Genomic DNA, 16,205 nt, shown 5'->3' with positions numbered 1-16,205 from the left:
TAGACGCAGTCATGAAAACAAGACTTGGCAAAAAGCAGCAGGGCGCGGCGGCGATTGAGTTCGCGCTGGTGTTTGTGATTTTTTTTGCGGTGCTTTATGGCGTGCTCAGCTACAGCTTGCCCCTGCTGTTGGTGCAGTCATTCAACAATGCGACGGCCGAGGCGGTGCGGCGCAGCATGGCGGTGGATCCGACGGCGGCCAACTATGGCGGGCTGGTGGAAGACTTGGCCAAGAGCGTGCTGAACGAGAAACTGACCTGGGTGCCTAAGGCGGTTAAAGACAGTCTGGTTCCGGCCGCGATCTATAACCCGACAACCAAAGTGCTGACTGCCAGTGTGACCCTGCCTGCTACGGCGTTGACCACCATCATGCCGGTGCTCAAATTGGGAACGATCACAGTGCCTAGCCTGCCAACAAATTTGAAAGCCGAATCGAGTGCTCAACTTGTCCCCTAGCGAAGGGCTGTTCGGGCGCTTGTTGGGACGGACCGACGAGCGCTTGCCTGAATCCACCGATCCGCAATCACGCACCCATGCGGGTATCCAGCTGATGCTTGATCCGCTGGGGCACGTCATTGAAATCCACGGCCTGCAGCGCTACGGCCTGGCGCGGGGCAGCGACGATGGTTCACCGCGCCTGCTCCTGAGCTATCTGGTGCCGGGGAGCACGCTGGCGCTTGAAGGCGTACCGGCAGACTGGGTTGGTCACAGTCTTGATCTCGACTTCCAGTGTGCGGGGCTGCGTGTGGTGCATACCCGGGGCTGGGTGCAACCCCAGGGGGGCAGCTGGCTTTTGCAGTTGCTGGATATCAGCGACCTGCGCCTTGGCAGTGAGCAGGCCCGCAGCCGCGAGCGCTGCACGCAACTGATCCTGGGGCTGGCCGGGCAGTTGCGCCAGTGCAGCGCGTCGCGTCTGTCCGAGGTGATGCACGAAGCACTGCGCAGCGTCGCCCAGCATGGGCGTGTGCCGTGCATGGCGCTGGCGTTGCGCGAAGACCCGCAGGCTTCCTGGTATATGCACAGCACGTATCACGCCTTTGATGCGCCGCAACTGTGGCTGCCCGAACAAAACCTTGGCAGCCTGCTCGACCCGCTTGGCGGAACGTCACCCCAGCGTGTCGAGCGCGACGGTAACCCGCGATTAAACGATTTGTTTGGCAATGCCGATGGTGTGCTGGTGCCTTACAGCGACCAGCAAGGCTTGTGTGCCTGGTTGATGCTGGGGTTTTACCCGGCGTCCCTGCACGGCCCGCAAATGAGTGAAAGCGACTGGATGCAGGTGTGCGCTGCCCTGGCCGCACCACTGCTGGACCGTTTACGTGAGCAGCAGCACCTGCAGCAAAGCGAGCGCATGGAAGCCCTGCAAGGCCTGCTGGGCACCGGCTGGTGGGAATGGTCGAGTACCAGCGAACTGCTGGAACTGGCTCCACAACTGGCCATCAGCCTGGACGCTGTGGCCGAGCCGCAGGCCATGACCCGCCAGGCATGGCTGGCGTTGTTTCACCCGGCTGACCGGGATGAACTTAGCGGTCGCTTCAATGAACTGCTGGAACATGGCAAAGAATTATTACTGTTTGCCCGGGTACATGAGCCACAGGCCACAGAGCCTGCCCGCTGGTACCGGATTCAGGGCCAGGTGCTGGGCAGCGGCACCCGGCGGCGCATCGTAGGTTTTATGCTGGATGTCAGCGATATCAAAAACCAGCAGCAACAAGTCGCCGCCGCCCATGCGCGGCTGGACAACCTGATCGCCAGTTCCCCGGCGGTGATTTATGTACAGCGTTATGTTGAAGGCGCGCTGGTACCGGCATTTTTCAGTGACAGCCTCAAGCCTTTACTGGGCTGGACGCTGGAGGAATGTACCAGTGAAACCTTGATCGAGTGGGTCCATCCCGATGACCTCGAACAGTTTTTTGGCCGTACCCGGCAGTTGCTGCGCGAAGGCAGCGCCCGCAACCGTTATCGCCTGCGCGATCGGCGCGGCGATTATCATTGGTTGCTGGATGAGGCCAAGCTGTTGCGTAACGACCTTGGTTTGCCGGTAGAAGTGGTCGGCTTGTGGCTGGATATCACCGAAGCCACCGAAGCGGCCGAGCGGGTCAAAAACAGCGAGGAGCGTTATCGGATACTGGTTGAGGACTCACCGGCGATGATCTGCCGTTACCTGCCCGATCTGACCCTGACCTTCGGCAATCAGCCGCTGGCCAGCTACCTGGAATGCACCACTGCGCAACTGCCGGGCATCAACCTGAGCAGTTGGCTATCCACTGAGCAGCGCGAGGCCTTTGTGCAGCGTATTGCCGGCTTGACTCCGCAGGCACCGGTCAGCACGGCGGAAATCAGCCTGCAACTGCCGGGGCGTGAATATGCCTGGTGGGTGTGGTCGGACCGGGGCATTTTCGACGAGCAGGGTAACTTGCTTGAAGTGCAGGCCGTGGGCCGCGACAACACCGAAGTGCGTCGCTCGCAACAGCAACTGACCCACAGCGCGAAAATGGCCACCCTGGGCGAAATGGCCACGGGGCTGGCGCACGAAATCAACCAGCCGCTGAACGTGATGCGCATGGCCGTGGTCAACGTGCTCAAACGCCTGGGTAATGGCGATGCGCAGATCGATTATTTGCAAGACAAACTCACCCGTATTGACGGTCAGATCCAGCGTGCGGCGCGGGTGGTAGACCACTTGCGGGTGTTTGGCCGTCGTTCCGAAATCGAACAGCAAGTGTTCAACCCGGCGCAGGCCATGGAAGGCTCTGTAGCCTTGCTGGGTGAGGGCTTGAGGGGCAAGGGTGTGCAATTGCGCAGTGAGGGCCAGGCTTGCGCTGTGCAGGTGCGCGGCCATGTGGATCAGTTGGAGCAAGTGCTGATCAACCTGATGGTCAATGCCCGTGATGCGCTGATGAGCAAGCGTGAAACCGACCAGGAGTTTGTGCCCTGGATTGCCCTGAGTGTTGAGTCCGATGCGCAGAGTGTGCGCCTGCGGGTGGACGACAATGCGGGTGGGATTGATCCGCGGCTTTTGGAACGGATCTTCGAACCGTTTTTCACCACCAAGCCCATCGGCCTGGGCATCGGCCTGGGGTTGTCCGTGAGTTACGGCATTATCGACAATATGGGCGGGCGGCTGAGTGTAAGCAATACCGAGCATGGCGCGCGGTTTTGTGTGGAGTTGCCGGTGGTAGCAGCCTGAATTCAGCGTTCCACCCTTCATGTGGGAGCGGGCTTGCTCGCGATTGCATCACCTCGGTATATCAGATGTACCGAGGTGCCTGAATCGCGAGCAAGCCCGCTCCCACAAGGTATTGCACTCCCTTTAGGTCAAAGCACCAGCTGGGCGCGGCCACCCTGGTTGCAGGAGAGGTTGGCGCCCACTTCAACTTGATTTAAGTCGATACCTAAACTCAATAGCAGAGTGTCAATTATTCTGTCGAGTACAGGACCCAGTACGGTGTTTATAGTACTAATCAGTATTGGGGTAAGGGTTGTAAGAAGACTGTCTAAGCTTGCCATTAGCACACCAAGGATATTGTTTTGTATTGGCTGGTAGATGTGTACTTTTATTCCATTTAGTGTGTTGCCTAAGCTCGTAACTATTCCGTTAGTGCTGTAAGTATGAGGTAGCGGGGTTTGTCCTACCGGTAATAAGTTTGCAGGGCCATAAGTGTAAGGTTGTTTCAAGTTTGCTCCGACACTGGTGTCGAGGCTAATTCCAACGCCCCCGCCTATTGACGGTATCCTAGGGTCGCAGGTTCTTGGCGAAAAAAGAGGAAGCAAAGGCGTTCCGCAGGAAATGGTCCCAATGTCAATCACCGGAAGTGGAACGACAGTCAATGGTTGGGGGTTAGTTGTGCTGCCAGGGAATGCTTGCGTTTTGTCTATGATGCCGAGTTTTATGTTTATTAGAGATGTGTTGGTAGTTGCAGTTAAGGTTTTGGTAGTTTCGCTGGCGCAGCTATAAGCACTTACATAGCTCTCGGCGCTAGGAGCATCAATATAAATATCGATAGTGTTGCTGAGTAGTTGGAGTGAAGGAGATGTGCACTTGGCACCCAGTGCGCAGCTAAGGGACTCCAGTGTGCCCACTATATTCAAATTCAGAAGGTTTCTTAGCGTGCCTACAAGGGCAGAGCTTAAGCTAGATACTGCATCTAGTATTTTCTGTACAGTTGATAAAGCAGGAAGTTCTACAGAAACCACCGTGCGTATTTGTGCTGTTTTAACATAAATACTATGGGGGCCGGTTTTTGTCTCCAAAACGGCCAATGCGGGGTTACCTATAGCTGAAAGCTGCGGAGGCTCAAGAACCTGGATGCGGGCAGTGATTTTTGTAATGCCTAAGTCGATAGGGAACGCTGCTGTCAATCCATTGGTTTTGTTAGCGAGTTGTACATATCCGCTAATGAGGTCGAATAGATTCATATCGATGTTTAGTGCGGAATTTGATGTGCCGCTTTGGATGTTCAAAATTTTGCCAAGGACCACGGTTGTTGTGCCAGCAGCTAATTTTAATGCTCTAAGACTTGCTATCGTTGTAGTCGTGCTTAACGTGTTGTTTGGGTCGAGTAAGTTGATGGTGGATTGTATTAATTTTCCGACTTCAATGTTGGACTTTAGAACCTCGTCGTACCCTCCTGTGCTAAGATTTAAATCGGTTTTCAATTGGTTCATGTAAGAAAGCAAATTTACCTTGGTGTTTATCAGGCCGTTCCAACCTGCTGCATCAATAGACACGTTTCCACCAAGCAGACCACCAAAAAGTGAACTCAGTATTTTCGACTTACTGCTATCGACGGTGAGTGTTGTATTTCGAATAGTCAACTGCGCCAACGGCGCCCCACCATTGCTCCCCACCGCACTCGCCGTCAAATTGGTATTCAGATTAAACCCGTTTTTGGAAAACATACTCCACAAGCCCCCGGCCACGCTGGTCGGTACAGTGGTGGTGGCGATTACGCGAATGGCATCGGATTTGGTTGCGTCGGCAGTGAATACCCGCAACTGGCTACTGTTGGTGCTCAGGGTGCCGCAAGTGGTGTTTACTTTTTGCACGCTGCCGGGGGTGAAGCTGTTGCGAGTGGCACTCTGGTTGGCGAAACCGGCAGCAGTACTGGCGCCAGCACAGTTACCGCCCCGACTCACCGCCTCCAGCACCGCCATATCCGCCACGCGCTGCAACTTGCGCTGCTCCAGGTACAGGCGCCCGCTGTCGACCACCAGCAGCATAAACAGCAGCACCATGCCCAGCGTCACGGCAGCCATGAGGCCGATTGCGCCATGCTGCTGCCGGGGACCATAAAAACCCATACCGCGTAGTTGGGGAGACATCGAGCACTCCTGATGCTGGAACAGTGCCCAGCGCTAACTCTCCAAAGTTTCAGCGAGTGTAGACAAGAAGTGATCGGTGCGCTGGCCAGTTGCCAGTTTTATAAGCGCGATGTGAGCGGTTAATCAAAAGACAACGACAAGTGGTCATAAAAACAGTGTAAAAACCAACTTGCTCACGAAAGTATTAATACCAACTTACTTATATACATCGTGAGCAAGTTAATGCTGCGTAACTTACTTAGGCGGATACGTACTCAGGATCTTGGTGACTGCTTGCTGGATTGCAGCGCTGCGTTCAGCCGGGGTCGGGCTGCTGTCGACGACTTTCTCTGCACTGCCTCGCCACACCAGCTTGCCGTCTTTGGCATCGATCAGATCGATCTGCAGCGTACCAACCTGGTAGACCACGTTGCGGGTTTCGTTATACATCGGTGCGCCCCAGTAACCTTCCCACGGGCCGCCCCAGTAACCCCCCCACGGCCCACCCCAAGGGCCACCGTAGCCGTAGTTGGTCACCACTTGCTCCTGGCGGTTGGCCACGATCAGCCAGGTTTGCACCAGCAAGTCCGGCTTGCTGCCTGCCGCTACCGGGCGCAGGCCGCGCTGGTCCAGCTGGCTGCTGACGGCCTGGACAATGCGTTGCTCGGTCAGGTCGCTTCTAAGCATCGGGTTGTTGGGGTGGTATTGCACGGCAGGGTCTTTCCAGGCCCAGGTACGGAACTGGGCGAAATCGACAGCAGGGTTGTAATCATGGCTGACCTGCATGGTTTCGCAGGCACTGAGCAGCAGGGCCAGGCCCAGTAATGCAATGCGACGAAGCATGATGATTTCTCCACTTCACTATTGAGACTCAATGGGGAGGGTAAGCCTGTACTGCCTTGTTCAGTGATTCGCGCAGGGCGTCACTGCGTTCGCTCAGGCTGCCTTTACTGCTGGTTTCTGCACTGGAACTCCACACCGGCTGGCCGGTTTTACCGTCATACAGGTTGAGTCGAACCACCATGACCTCAACCTCATAAGTACGTATGACGGGGACAGAGTTGTACATGCCGTATTGGCTGCCGTAGCGGCCGTAACCGCTGCCGTAGCCGGCCCCGTAACCATAGTCGTCCTGTACCTGGCGCAAGCGTTTTTCGGTGTGCAAATCAGCACTGACCCAAAGATCCGCCGGACGGTTGGGTTGTGCCGGGCGCAAGCCGCGCTGGTCCAGGGCATTGTTAACCGCTTCGGCGATTTGCGCCGAGTCGGCCCATGCCGTGCCAACCGGCAGCCGACCATTGAGCCAGGCCCAGCTCTGGTAGCGCCCGTAATCCCGTGGCGGGGCCGGGTAGGCACTCAAGTCCAGGGTATTGGCTGCCTGTGCCGGAGCCGGAGGCATGGGCATTGAGGTGGCGGTGTACGGGTTGGGGCTTTGGCAAGCGCCCAGCCCCAGGCTCAAAACGATCAAGGCAACGCGGCGATACATCATGCTCTCCCCCGCAGGGCGATTTAAACCGGGCGACACACCCAATGAAGATAACGTCCCAGCCCGGCAAACGCAGGGTGGCGACGGTGGGCCAGCTCCATTTCAACCAGGGCTTCAAGCTCGGCGCGGGCCTGGAACTCCACTGGCATGTAATCGTGAAACACCCGCACGCCGCTTTGGGTTTCGACCTGCCACAGCCCTTCGAGTGCTATGGCCAGCTCCCGTGGGTCGAGTGGCTGCTGCGGGGTGAGGCTCTGTTTTTCGCCGGCCATGTCGTTCTTGCGCATCTTGCGAAAGTGCCCCTTGAGCAAGTTGCGATAGATCAGCGCGTCGCGGTTGTAAAACGCCAGCGACAACCAGCCATCCTTGGCGGTCAATTGATGCAGCACCGGCAGGATCGCGTGGGGCTCGGCCAGCCACTCCAGCACGGCGTGGCACAACACCAGATCGTAGGGCTCGGTCAGTTGGCCCAGCAGCTCCTGCCACGGAGCTTGAATAAAGGTGCCAGTCTGGCCAGCTTCGGCAAACCGCTGGCGGGCGCCTTCCAGCATCGGCGCGGCCGGTTCGGCCAGGGTCACATCGTGACCTTGCTGGGCCAGCCACAAGGACATATGGCCCAGCCCTGCGCCGATATCCAGCACCCGCAACGGGCGTTTGGGCAGGGTTTCCTGCAGGTCGGCCTGGAGCACGGCCAGACGAATCGCACCCTTGGCGCCACCGTAGATTTTCTCGGCGAAGCGGGTGGCCAGTTGATCGAAGTGACGGTCACTCATTTGTTGAAACGCCTTTCATTGTCGGCCAGTTTATTACGTACCACTTCATTCATGTCCAGGCCCAGTTCGGCACAAAGCAATACCAGGTACAGCACGATATCGCCCACTTCCTGGCCGGCGTGGGTGAGCTTGTTGGCAGGGAGCTGGCGTGACTGGTCTTCGCTCAGCCACTGAAAGATCTCCACCAGCTCGGCCATTTCGACACTGGCGGCCATGGCCAGGTTTTTCGGGCTGTGGAACTGCTTCCAGTCGTTGTTATCGCGGATGCGATGCATGCGTCGGGTTATTTCGTCGAGGTTCATTGCGGGTGTGCTCTCCAGAAGGCGCAAAGCTTGCGACCGAACGGGGATTGGTGCAAGTGAAAGGCACGGGCAGCCCGGCGGGATTTTCGGCTCGCATGCCATCCTCTGTGGGAACGGGCTTGCTCGCGATGCAGGCGCCGCGGTTTAACAGGTAAAACGCGCGGATGCCATCGCGAGCAAGCCCGTTCCCACAGGGGGGTGGTCAGCTAACCGGTCGCCAGTTGCCGATCAAGTGCACCAGGCCGTCATGGCCATTGAGCTGGAAGTCGCCACTGGAACCCGCCTCACTGCTGAGCAAAATCACTTCGCCGGGCAAGCGCACCGGTTTTTTGAAGGCAACAAAAACCTCAACATTGGCCGCCGGCAGGTGCGAATTGAGTGCCGCCAGCGTTCGGGCTTTTATCCACAGGCCGTGGGCAATTGCACTGGGCAGGCCAAACAGCTTGGCGCTGGCGGCACTGAGGTGGATGGGGTTGTAGTCGCCCGAGACTTTGGCATAACGCCGGCCAATATCGGCGGGGGCATACCAGCGGGTCAGTTCGCTCAGGGCCACCGGCGCAGGATCGTTGATTTGGGGCAGGTCGCCCGGCAGTTCCACGCCTTTGCACAGCAGGGTGCTTTCGGCCTCCCATATTGGCCCCAGCAGATCGTCAACCTGGGTGACCACCTCGAAGGTCGCGCCCTTGGGGTGTTTTTGCAGGTTGTGTACATATACCCCGATGCGCAGCTGCGTCACGCTGCCCATCGGGCGCAGCAGACGGATCCGATTGGTCAGATGAATCAGCCCCAGCAGCGGGAAGGGGAAGTCCTTGGCAGTCAGCAACTGCATTTGCAGACCGAAGGCCAGGATGTGTGGATAAGTGGGCGGCAGCAATGGGCTTGGCACCAGGTCGCAAACATCGCGAAACGCCGCCAGGGCCTTGGGCTCCACCTCGACCCAGCAGCGCAGACCTTGCTCCGGCAAGGGGCTGGAGGTGATCTTGCGCCGGGCCGCGGCATGGGCGTACAGCGCGGGCAAGTGCGGTGGGCCGCTGAGGTCGAGCCATTTCACGGTCATGGCTTATGCTCCCAGAATACTTTGGCCACACACCCGCAGTGCCTGGCCGCTGAGCGCGCCCGAACCCGGCTGGCCGAGCCAGGCCACAGCCTCGGCGACGTCCTGGGGCTGGCCACCCTGGCCCAGCGAACTCATGCGTCGTCCCGCTTCGCGCAGGGCAAAGGGAATATGCGCGGTCATTTGGGTTTCGATAAAACCCGGGGCCACGGCATTGATACTGATACCACGCTCGCCCAGCGACGCTGCCCAAGCCTGAGCAAGGCCGATCAGCCCGGCCTTGCTGGCGGCGTAGTTGGTCTGGCCGCGATTGCCGGCGATACCGCTGATGGATGCGAGCAGGATTACCCGGCCGTTATCGCGCAGGGTGCCGCTATCAAGCAGGGCCTTGGTCAGCACTTGCGGGGCGTTGAGGTTAACGGCGAGTACCGAGTCCCAGAATTCCGGGGTCATATTGGCCAGGGTTTTATCACGGGTGATACCGGCGTTGTGCACCAGGATATCGATACCATCGGCCAGTTGCCCGGTCAGTTGTTCTGCGGCATCGGCGGCACAGATGTCGAGCGCGATGCTGTGCCCGCCCAAGCGCGCGGCCAGCGCATCGAGATCGCTCTTGGCGGCCGGCACGTCGAGCAGGATCAGTTCGGCGCCATCCCGGGCCAGGGTTTCGGCAATCGCGGCGCCAATGCCACGGGCCGCACCGGTAACCAGTGCCTTGCGCCCGGCCAGGGGGCGGGTCCAGTCCTGCACCTGGTTGGCGCAGGCCTTGAGGCGCAGCACCTGGCCGCTGATAAAGGCACTTTTTGGCGAGAGAAAAAAGCGCAGTGCGCCTTCAAGCTGATCTTCGGCCCCCTCGCCGATATACAGCAGTTGCAAGGTACTGCCGTTACGCAACTCCTTGGCCAACGAGCGAATGAAACCTTCGAGCGCACGTTGCACGCTGGCGGCAAAAGGGTCGCTTAATGTTTCAGGGGCACGGCCCAGGATCACCATATGGGTACAGTGCTCGAGATTGCGCAGCAGCGGCTGGAAAAATTCGCGCAGTTGCTTGAGCTGCCCGGTGTGCAACAGCTCGCTGGCGTCAAACACCACGGCCTTGAGCTTTGGTCCCTGGCCTGGAATCCACGGTGTGGCATGCAAGGGTTCAGGGCCATAGCTGAACACCGCATCGGTGAGTTTGCCGCCAAAGCGGGCCACCTGTGCGGCAAGCGCACCGCCGCCAATCAGCAGAGGGCCTTCGACGGGGCGCAGGCGCCCGGCCTGCCAGCGCTCCAGTCGTCCCGGTGACGGCAGCCCCAACGCGCCGACCAGCCGCTGGCCGAGGGATGAGTTGACGAAGTCGATATAACGGTCTGACATGGAACACTCTCCGACAGGTGGGGTTCAAAGGGTTGACCACAAACAGACCGTGGTCGTTCGTTATCGGCAATAAGGCCTACGCTGGTAACGATTAATGGATTTAAGAGAATAGGGTGAATCGTATGAGTCTGCGTCGTGTAGCAATTATTGGTGGTAATCGAATCCCGTTTTCTCGCGCCAACGGGCCTTATGCGACTGCCAGTAATCAGGACATGCTGACGGCGGCGCTGGAAGGGCTGATCGAGCGATACAACCTTCACGGGTTGCGCATGGGCGAAGTAGTGGCCGGGGCGGTGCTCAAGGATTCGCGGGATTTCAGCCTGACCCGCGAATGTGTGCTGGGCTCGCGGCTGTCGCCGCAAACTCCGGCCTATGACTTGCAGCAGGCCTGCGGTACAGGGCTTGAGGCGGCATTGCTGGTGGCCAACAAGATTGCCCTGGGGCAGATCGAGTGCGGGATTGCCGGTGGCGTGGACTCTGCCTCCAATGTTCCGATCGGCATCAATGACGGGCTGCGCAAATGGCTGCTGCAGTTCAACCGCCTCAAGGCACCTGTGGACAAGCTCAAGGCGTTGCTGCAATTGCGTCCGGGCTTTTTGAAGCCCGAATTTCCACGCAACGGCGAGCCTCGCACCGGGCTGTCGATGGGCCAGCACTGCGAGTTGATGGCGCAAACCTGGAACATCCCCCGGGTTGAGCAGGACGAGCTGGCGCTGCACAGCCATCAGGCACTGACGGCGGCTTACCACGCCGGCTGGGAAGATGATCTGCTTACGCCATTTATGGGCCTGAGCCGTGATAACAACCTGCGTGCCGACCTGACCTTGGAGAAACTGGCCGCCCTCAAGCCCGTATTCGAGCGCAGCGCCAAGGGCACGTTGACGGCGGGCAACTCCACGCCACTGACCGATGGTGCGTCGACGGTCTTGTTGGGCAGTGAAGAATGGGCCAGGGAGCGCGGCTTGCCGGTTTTGGCGTATTTGCGCGATGGTGAAACAGCTGCTGTAGATTTCGTACACGGTGCAGAAGGGTTATTGATGGCACCGGTATACGCCGTCCCACGGCTGCTGGCGCGTAATGGCCTGACCTTGCAGGACTTTGACTACTACGAGATTCACGAGGCATTTGCCGCGCAGGTGCTGTGCACCTTGAAGGCCTGGGAGGATGGGCCTTACTGCAAAAGCCGGTTGGGGCTTGATGCAGCGCTGGGGGCGATTGATCGCAGCAAACTCAACGTCAAGGGCAGTTCCCTGGCGGTGGGTCATCCGTTTGCGGCGACGGGCGGGCGTATCGTGACCAATATGTCCAAGCTGCTGGCCACCGCCGGGCAGAGTCGAGGTTTGATCTCGATCTGCGCGGCGGGCGGGCAGGGTGTTACTGCAATAATTGAGCGATAGCCGTCTGTGGGAGCGGGCTTGCTCGCGATGGGCGCAATGCGGTGTGCCTGTTACGCCGTGGCGTCGGCATCGCGAGCAAGCCCGCTCCCACCCGAGATGTTGTTGTGTTTGGCTTCTGCGCGACTGCGCGTGGCATAACTCTCGGCCATCACCGAACACACAATCAACTGCAGTGGGTGGTAGATCATGATCGGCAATAAAATCAGGCCCAGCCCCGGGTTGGCCCCGAAAATCAGGGCCGCCATCGGCGCACCCGCCGCGAGGGATTTCTTGCTGGCGCAGAACACTGCAGCGATTTCATCTGCGGTGCTGAATTTCAGGGCGCGGGCGGTGCGGGTGGTCATCCACAGGATAATCGCCAGCAGGACCGCACTGCCGACCAATGCACTGACAATCACCGAACTGCCCTGCTGTTGCCACATGCCCGAGACCATCGAGTTGCAGAACGCGGCGTAAACCAGCAGCAGAATCACCACCTTGTCGCAGATATTGGTGTAGCGCTTGTGCCGGGCAAAAAAGCGTCCGCACAGCGGGCGAACCAACTGGCCCAGCACCAGCGGCAGCAACAGCATGGCGCACAGGTCGAGCAGGGTTGAACCCAGGTCGATGCCCCCTGCGCCGCTGCCCACCACGAAGCTGACCAGCAAGGGTGTCAGGAAAATCCCCAGCACGCTGGACAGGCTGGCGTTAAGAATCGCTGCCGGCACATTGCCTCCAGCACTGCCGGTCAGTGCCACCGACGAGGAGATGGTCGAGGGCAGGGCACACAGGTAGAAAAATCCCAACATCAGCAGCGGCGGGATATGGGCGCCCAACAGCTTGTTGGCGACCACCCAGATCAGCGGGAAGACGATAAAGGTAAAGCCCTGCACCATAACGTGCAGGCGAATGTTTTTCAGACCGTGACTGATCTGCTCACTGGACAGGTTCACCCCGTGCAGGAAAAACACCAGAAACACTCCGATATTGATCACCCATTCCGCGTGCATTGCACCGCCAGTGCTACCGAAATGCGGAAACACATAGGCCAGGAAAGTCGCCAGCAGCATGCCGCACAGAAACCAGTCGGTGAACATTCGTTTGAGATGTTTGAGTACAGGCATTGTTGGCACCGCAACATTGTAAGAATTGATGACTTAGCCTAACGTCGCAGCAATCTGTCGTCTTGCGATATAAGGCCAATCAATGCCGCCAAACGGACAACGTGGGCTGCCGCGTGCCATTCCGGTACTCGATGCCCTGCCACGACCCCTGTATGCCCGGGCCGAAAGCCTGGGCGCGGGCTCGTGGACGCCGCGCCATCGACACGATTGGGTGCAGTTTTCGTACGCCATTAGTGGTGTGCTGGGCGTACATACCGACGAGGGCAGTTTTTTTGCGCCCCCGCAGTGGGGTATCTGGATTCCGGCCGGGCTGGAGCATGAAGTGATCACCTCGATGCGCGCTGAAATGCGCAGCCTCTATGTGCGCCGTGAGGACTGCCAATGGGCGCCGGGGCAGTGCCGGGTACTGGAGGTCACGCCGCTGGCCCGGGAGCTGATCAAAAGCTTTTGTGCGCTGCCCGTCGACTACCCCGAGGACGGGAGCTGCGAGCAACGCTTGGTGGCGGTGCTGCTGGACCAGTTGGCAAGCCTGCCCGAGGTCGGTTTTTCACTGCCGTTGCCCCGTCATGAACGTTTGCTGGTGCTGTGCAATGAGCTGGTCGAAACCCCTGATGCCGAGGCGAACCTGGGCCTGTGGTCGGATCGGCTGGGGATGTCCGAAAAAACCCTGATGCGTTTGTTTCAACGTGAAACAGGCTTGAGTTTCCGCAGTTGGCGGCAGCGGGTGCGTCTTCTGTCATCGTTACGGGTGCTGGAGGAGGGCGGTCATGTCACGCGGGCGGCGCTGTCTTGCGGGTATGAATCAACGTCGGCGTTTATTGCGGCGTTTAAAAAGATGTTCGGCTTTACCCCGGGTGACTTGTTTCGACAGGGTTAAGTCGGTGCTCAAAACGTGTTGCTCGTCTATCATTCAAATCGTTTGCCCTCTCCCCGTGGTGAGTGGATTGCCGTATAACGAATGACATTCGCGTGTTTGGTAATAAAGGACCCACAATAAAAGCTGATGAAGACTCCAAAACGCTTAGAACCCCTGATCGAAGACGGTCTGATCGACGAGGTGCTGCGCCCACTCATGAGTGGCAAGGAAGCAGCTGTATACGTAGTCCGCTGCGGCAATGAGCTGCGATGCGCCAAGGTTTACAAGGAGGCCAACAAACGAAGTTTCCGCCAGGCCGCCGAATATCAGGAGGGTCGCAAGGTTCGCAACAGCCGTCAGGCCCGAGCGATGGCCAAGGGCTCGAAGTTCGGTCGTAAAGAAACCGAAGATGCCTGGCAAAACGCCGAGGTAGCGGCACTGTTTCGCCTGGCCGGTGCGGGTGTGCGGGTTCCTAAACCGTTCGACTTCCTCGAAGGCGTGCTGTTGATGGAACTGGTGGCGGACGAGTACGGCGATGCGGCTCCGCGTCTCAATGACGTGGTGCTGGAGCCGGATCAGGCCCGCGAGTACCACGAGTTCCTGATTCAGCAAATCGTGCTGATGCTGTGTACGGGGCTGGTTCACGGCGACTTGTCCGAGTTCAACGTTTTGCTGACGCCAACCGGCCCGGTCATCATCGACTTGCCCCAGGCGGTCGATGCGGCGGGTAACAACCACGCCTTCAACATGCTGGAGCGTGACGTGGGCAACATGGCTTCCTATTTCGGGCGTTTTGCGCCGGAACTGAAGAAGACCAAGTACGCCAAGGAAATGTGGGCACTTTACGAAGCTGCCACCCTGCACCCTGGCAGTGTGTTGACGGGCGAGTTTGACGAGCCGGACGAGCTGGCAGATGTCGGCGGGGTGATGCGCGAAATCGAAGCTGCACGTCTGGACGAAGCTTTCCGCCAGGCAGTGCGTGCTGCCGATGATGCGCCACCGAGCAAGGCTGAAGAGCCACCACCCCCGTGGATGCAGTAATTGGCTAACTAAAAAATCCGGCTCAGGCCGGATTTTTTATGCGCCTGGGGCTGCCCGGGTTCTTGTGGGAGCGGGCTTGCTCGCGATGGAATCACCGTGTTTTACCTGTCAGAGCGCGGTGTTTGCATCGCAGGCAAGCCAGCTCCCACGGGTAATGCGCCGCTCATCAAAACCGCTGCTGCCCTGTTCCTGGCAAGTGTTTGGGCGCTCAAAACCGGTTCAGCGGAATCTTCAGGCTGCACAGGCCGCTGTCATCCGCAGGCGGCAGGTTGCCTGCACGAATATTGACCTGAATCGCCGGAATCAGCAGCGCCGGAACCCCGAGGGTGGCATCGCGGGCCGTACGCATGCCGACAAAACCTGCCAGGTCGATGCTGTCATTGACGTGGATGTTTTTTACCCGCTGTTCACCCACCGTGGTCGACCAGCAGGCTTCGCGCCCGGCTGGCGGGTAGTCATGGCACATAAACAGGCGGGTCGACTCAGGTAATGCCAGCAGGCGCTTGATCGATTGATACAACTGCCGCGCATCGCCACCCGGGAAGTCGCAACGGGCGGTGCCCACATCAGGCATAAACAGGGTATCGCCCACAAACAGGCTGTGGTGTTCTACCTGATAGGCCATATCGGCCGGGGTATGGCCGGGCACATGCAGCGCCCGCACCTCTAGTCGCCCGATATGAAACAGCTCGTCGGGCTCGAACAGGCGATCGAACTGCGAGCCATCAAGCTTGAATTCCGGCTCAAGGTTATAGATATCGCGGAACACCCCCTGGACCTGGGTGATGGCAGCCCCGATGCCGATCTGACCGCCCAGCTTGCGCTTGAGGTAAGCGCTGGCCGACAGGTGGTCGGCATGGGCGTGGGTCTCCAGCAGCCATTGCACCTTCAGGCCTTCAGCCTGCACGAAAGCGGCGATGGCGTCGGCACTGACGGTGCTGATACGCCCGGCGGCGGCATTGTAGTCCAGCACCGGGTCGATGATTGCGCACTCCACGCTGCCAGCAGCATGGACCACGTAGCTCACGGTCGACGTCGCCGGGTCGAAGAAACCTTGAATTTCGGGATGCATGAGGGGCCTCGTGGCGGTCGTTGAATGATCAATATATTGAAAGATATATTATCGAGTCGTAGACTGTCGACCATCACGCACCGGAGCTTTTCATGACTGCTCAGCTAACCAGCGAAGAAATCGGGCTTCTGCGCGACTCTGCTTCCAAAGCCTGCACCCTTCTCAAAGCGTTGGCCAATGAAGATCGCCTGCTGCTGCTCTGCCAGTTGACTCAAGGTGAGCGCAATGTCGGCGAACTTGAAGCGCTGACCGGCATCAGACAACCCACACTGTCGCAACAACTCGGTGTGTTGCGCGATGAGGGCATGGTCAATACCCGAAGGCTGGGGAAATACATTTTCTACTCACTCGCCAGCTTTGAAGTGGTTTCTGTGATGCAGACCCTGTCGGGGCTGTATTGCGGGCAAGCGCTCAAAAAGTAACGCCCTCCCAATCCATTCATTTTAGTTGTGCCTGGAG

15 protein-coding genes are annotated in these 16,205 nt (G+C 58.8%); 6 read left to right on the top strand and 9 right to left on the bottom strand.

The annotated features are described in order from the left end of the window. Positions 1-11 precede the first annotated feature (11 nt). Both GHN92_RS20100 and GHN92_RS20095 read left to right on the top strand, forming a co-directional pair. Positions 12-455: a TadE/TadG family type IV pilus assembly protein gene (locus tag GHN92_RS20100; protein WP_133145178.1), complete on the top strand. Its 444-nt coding sequence runs from the start codon at positions 12-14 to the stop codon at positions 453-455. Further along, positions 445-3,189: a PAS domain-containing sensor histidine kinase gene (locus GHN92_RS20095; protein WP_153380921.1), complete on the top strand. Its 2,745-nt coding sequence runs from the start codon at positions 445-447 to the stop codon at positions 3,187-3,189. Before GHN92_RS20100 ends, GHN92_RS20095 begins: the two co-directional genes overlap by 11 nt. Positions 3,190-3,317: 128 nt before the next feature. On the opposite strand, the gene GHN92_RS20090 is transcribed toward GHN92_RS20095, so the two are convergent. The 7 genes from GHN92_RS20090 to GHN92_RS20060 all read right to left on the bottom strand — a co-directional run bounded on the left by GHN92_RS20090 (position 3,318) and on the right by GHN92_RS20060 (position 10,277). After that, positions 3,318-5,324, bottom strand: coding sequence for a pilus assembly protein TadG-related protein (locus GHN92_RS20090; protein WP_153380919.1), 2,007 nt, complete (start codon positions 5,322-5,324; stop codon positions 3,318-3,320). Positions 5,325-5,558: 234 nt separating this feature from the next. After that, a complete protein-coding gene (locus tag GHN92_RS20085) occupies positions 5,559-6,146 on the bottom strand; it encodes a DUF4136 domain-containing protein (RefSeq protein WP_133144708.1) in 588 nt (195 codons plus the stop codon). 28 nt (positions 6,147-6,174) lie between these two features. Then, the gene (locus GHN92_RS20080) at positions 6,175-6,789 is read right to left on the bottom strand and encodes a DUF4136 domain-containing protein (RefSeq protein ID WP_095019795.1); all 615 of its coding nucleotides are present in this window, start codon (positions 6,787-6,789) and stop codon (positions 6,175-6,177) included. Between the two features lie 23 nt (positions 6,790-6,812). Continuing rightward, a complete protein-coding gene (locus GHN92_RS20075; RefSeq protein WP_130872250.1) occupies positions 6,813-7,562 on the bottom strand; it encodes a methyltransferase domain-containing protein in 750 nt (249 codons plus the stop codon). Beyond that, positions 7,559-7,864 carry a nucleotide pyrophosphohydrolase gene (locus GHN92_RS20070; RefSeq protein ID WP_153380917.1) on the bottom strand — a complete coding sequence of 102 codons (306 nt, stop codon included), beginning with the start codon at positions 7,862-7,864 and terminating at the stop codon, positions 7,559-7,561. The genes GHN92_RS20075 and GHN92_RS20070 overlap by 4 nt, the downstream gene beginning before the upstream one ends. A 202-nt stretch (positions 7,865-8,066) precedes the next feature. After that, positions 8,067-8,921, bottom strand: a complete 855-nt coding sequence (locus GHN92_RS20065; RefSeq protein ID WP_095001061.1) for a MaoC/PaaZ C-terminal domain-containing protein — start codon at positions 8,919-8,921, stop codon at positions 8,067-8,069. A gap of 3 nt (positions 8,922-8,924) precedes the next feature. Then, positions 8,925-10,277: a 3-oxoacyl-ACP reductase gene (locus GHN92_RS20060; RefSeq protein WP_133144707.1), complete on the bottom strand. Its 1,353-nt coding sequence runs from the start codon at positions 10,275-10,277 to the stop codon at positions 8,925-8,927. A 122-nt stretch (positions 10,278-10,399) separates the two neighbouring features. On the opposite strand from GHN92_RS20060, the gene GHN92_RS20055 reads away from it, so the two are divergent. Next, complete coding sequence (locus tag GHN92_RS20055) at positions 10,400-11,674, top strand: acetyl-CoA C-acetyltransferase (RefSeq protein ID WP_133144706.1); 1,275 nt, start codon at positions 10,400-10,402, stop codon at positions 11,672-11,674. 50 nt (positions 11,675-11,724) lie between these two features. On the opposite strand, the gene GHN92_RS20050 is transcribed toward GHN92_RS20055, so the two are convergent. Further along, complete coding sequence (locus GHN92_RS20050; RefSeq protein ID WP_095001064.1) at positions 11,725-12,777, bottom strand: bile acid:sodium symporter family protein; 1,053 nt, start codon at positions 12,775-12,777, stop codon at positions 11,725-11,727. 82 nt (positions 12,778-12,859) lie between these two features. On the opposite strand from GHN92_RS20050, the gene GHN92_RS20045 reads away from it, so the two are divergent. Next, positions 12,860-13,654 carry a helix-turn-helix domain-containing protein gene (locus GHN92_RS20045; protein WP_095020828.1) on the top strand — a complete coding sequence of 265 codons (795 nt, stop codon included), beginning with the start codon at positions 12,860-12,862 and terminating at the stop codon, positions 13,652-13,654. Positions 13,655-13,780: 126 nt separating this feature from the next. Beyond that, a complete protein-coding gene (locus GHN92_RS20040; RefSeq protein WP_016783575.1) occupies positions 13,781-14,674 on the top strand; it encodes a PA4780 family RIO1-like protein kinase in 894 nt (297 codons plus the stop codon). Positions 14,675-14,882: 208 nt separating this feature from the next. On the opposite strand, the gene GHN92_RS20035 is transcribed toward GHN92_RS20040, so the two are convergent. Further along, positions 14,883-15,746 carry an MBL fold metallo-hydrolase gene (locus tag GHN92_RS20035; protein WP_133144705.1) on the bottom strand — a complete coding sequence of 288 codons (864 nt, stop codon included), beginning with the start codon at positions 15,744-15,746 and terminating at the stop codon, positions 14,883-14,885. Between the two features lie 92 nt (positions 15,747-15,838). On the opposite strand from GHN92_RS20035, the gene GHN92_RS20030 reads away from it, so the two are divergent. Next, complete coding sequence (locus GHN92_RS20030; RefSeq protein ID WP_095001067.1) at positions 15,839-16,168, top strand: metalloregulator ArsR/SmtB family transcription factor; 330 nt, start codon at positions 15,839-15,841, stop codon at positions 16,166-16,168. The last annotated feature ends 37 nt before the right edge of the window (positions 16,169-16,205 follow it).

Source organism: Pseudomonas sp. FSL R10-2964 (assembly GCF_009600035.1).
GTDB lineage: Bacteria > Pseudomonadota > Gammaproteobacteria > Pseudomonadales > Pseudomonadaceae > Aquipseudomonas > Aquipseudomonas bubulae.
The sequence above is the reverse complement of the archived record's forward strand: the minus strand, read 5'-3'. Positions and strand labels throughout refer to the sequence as shown.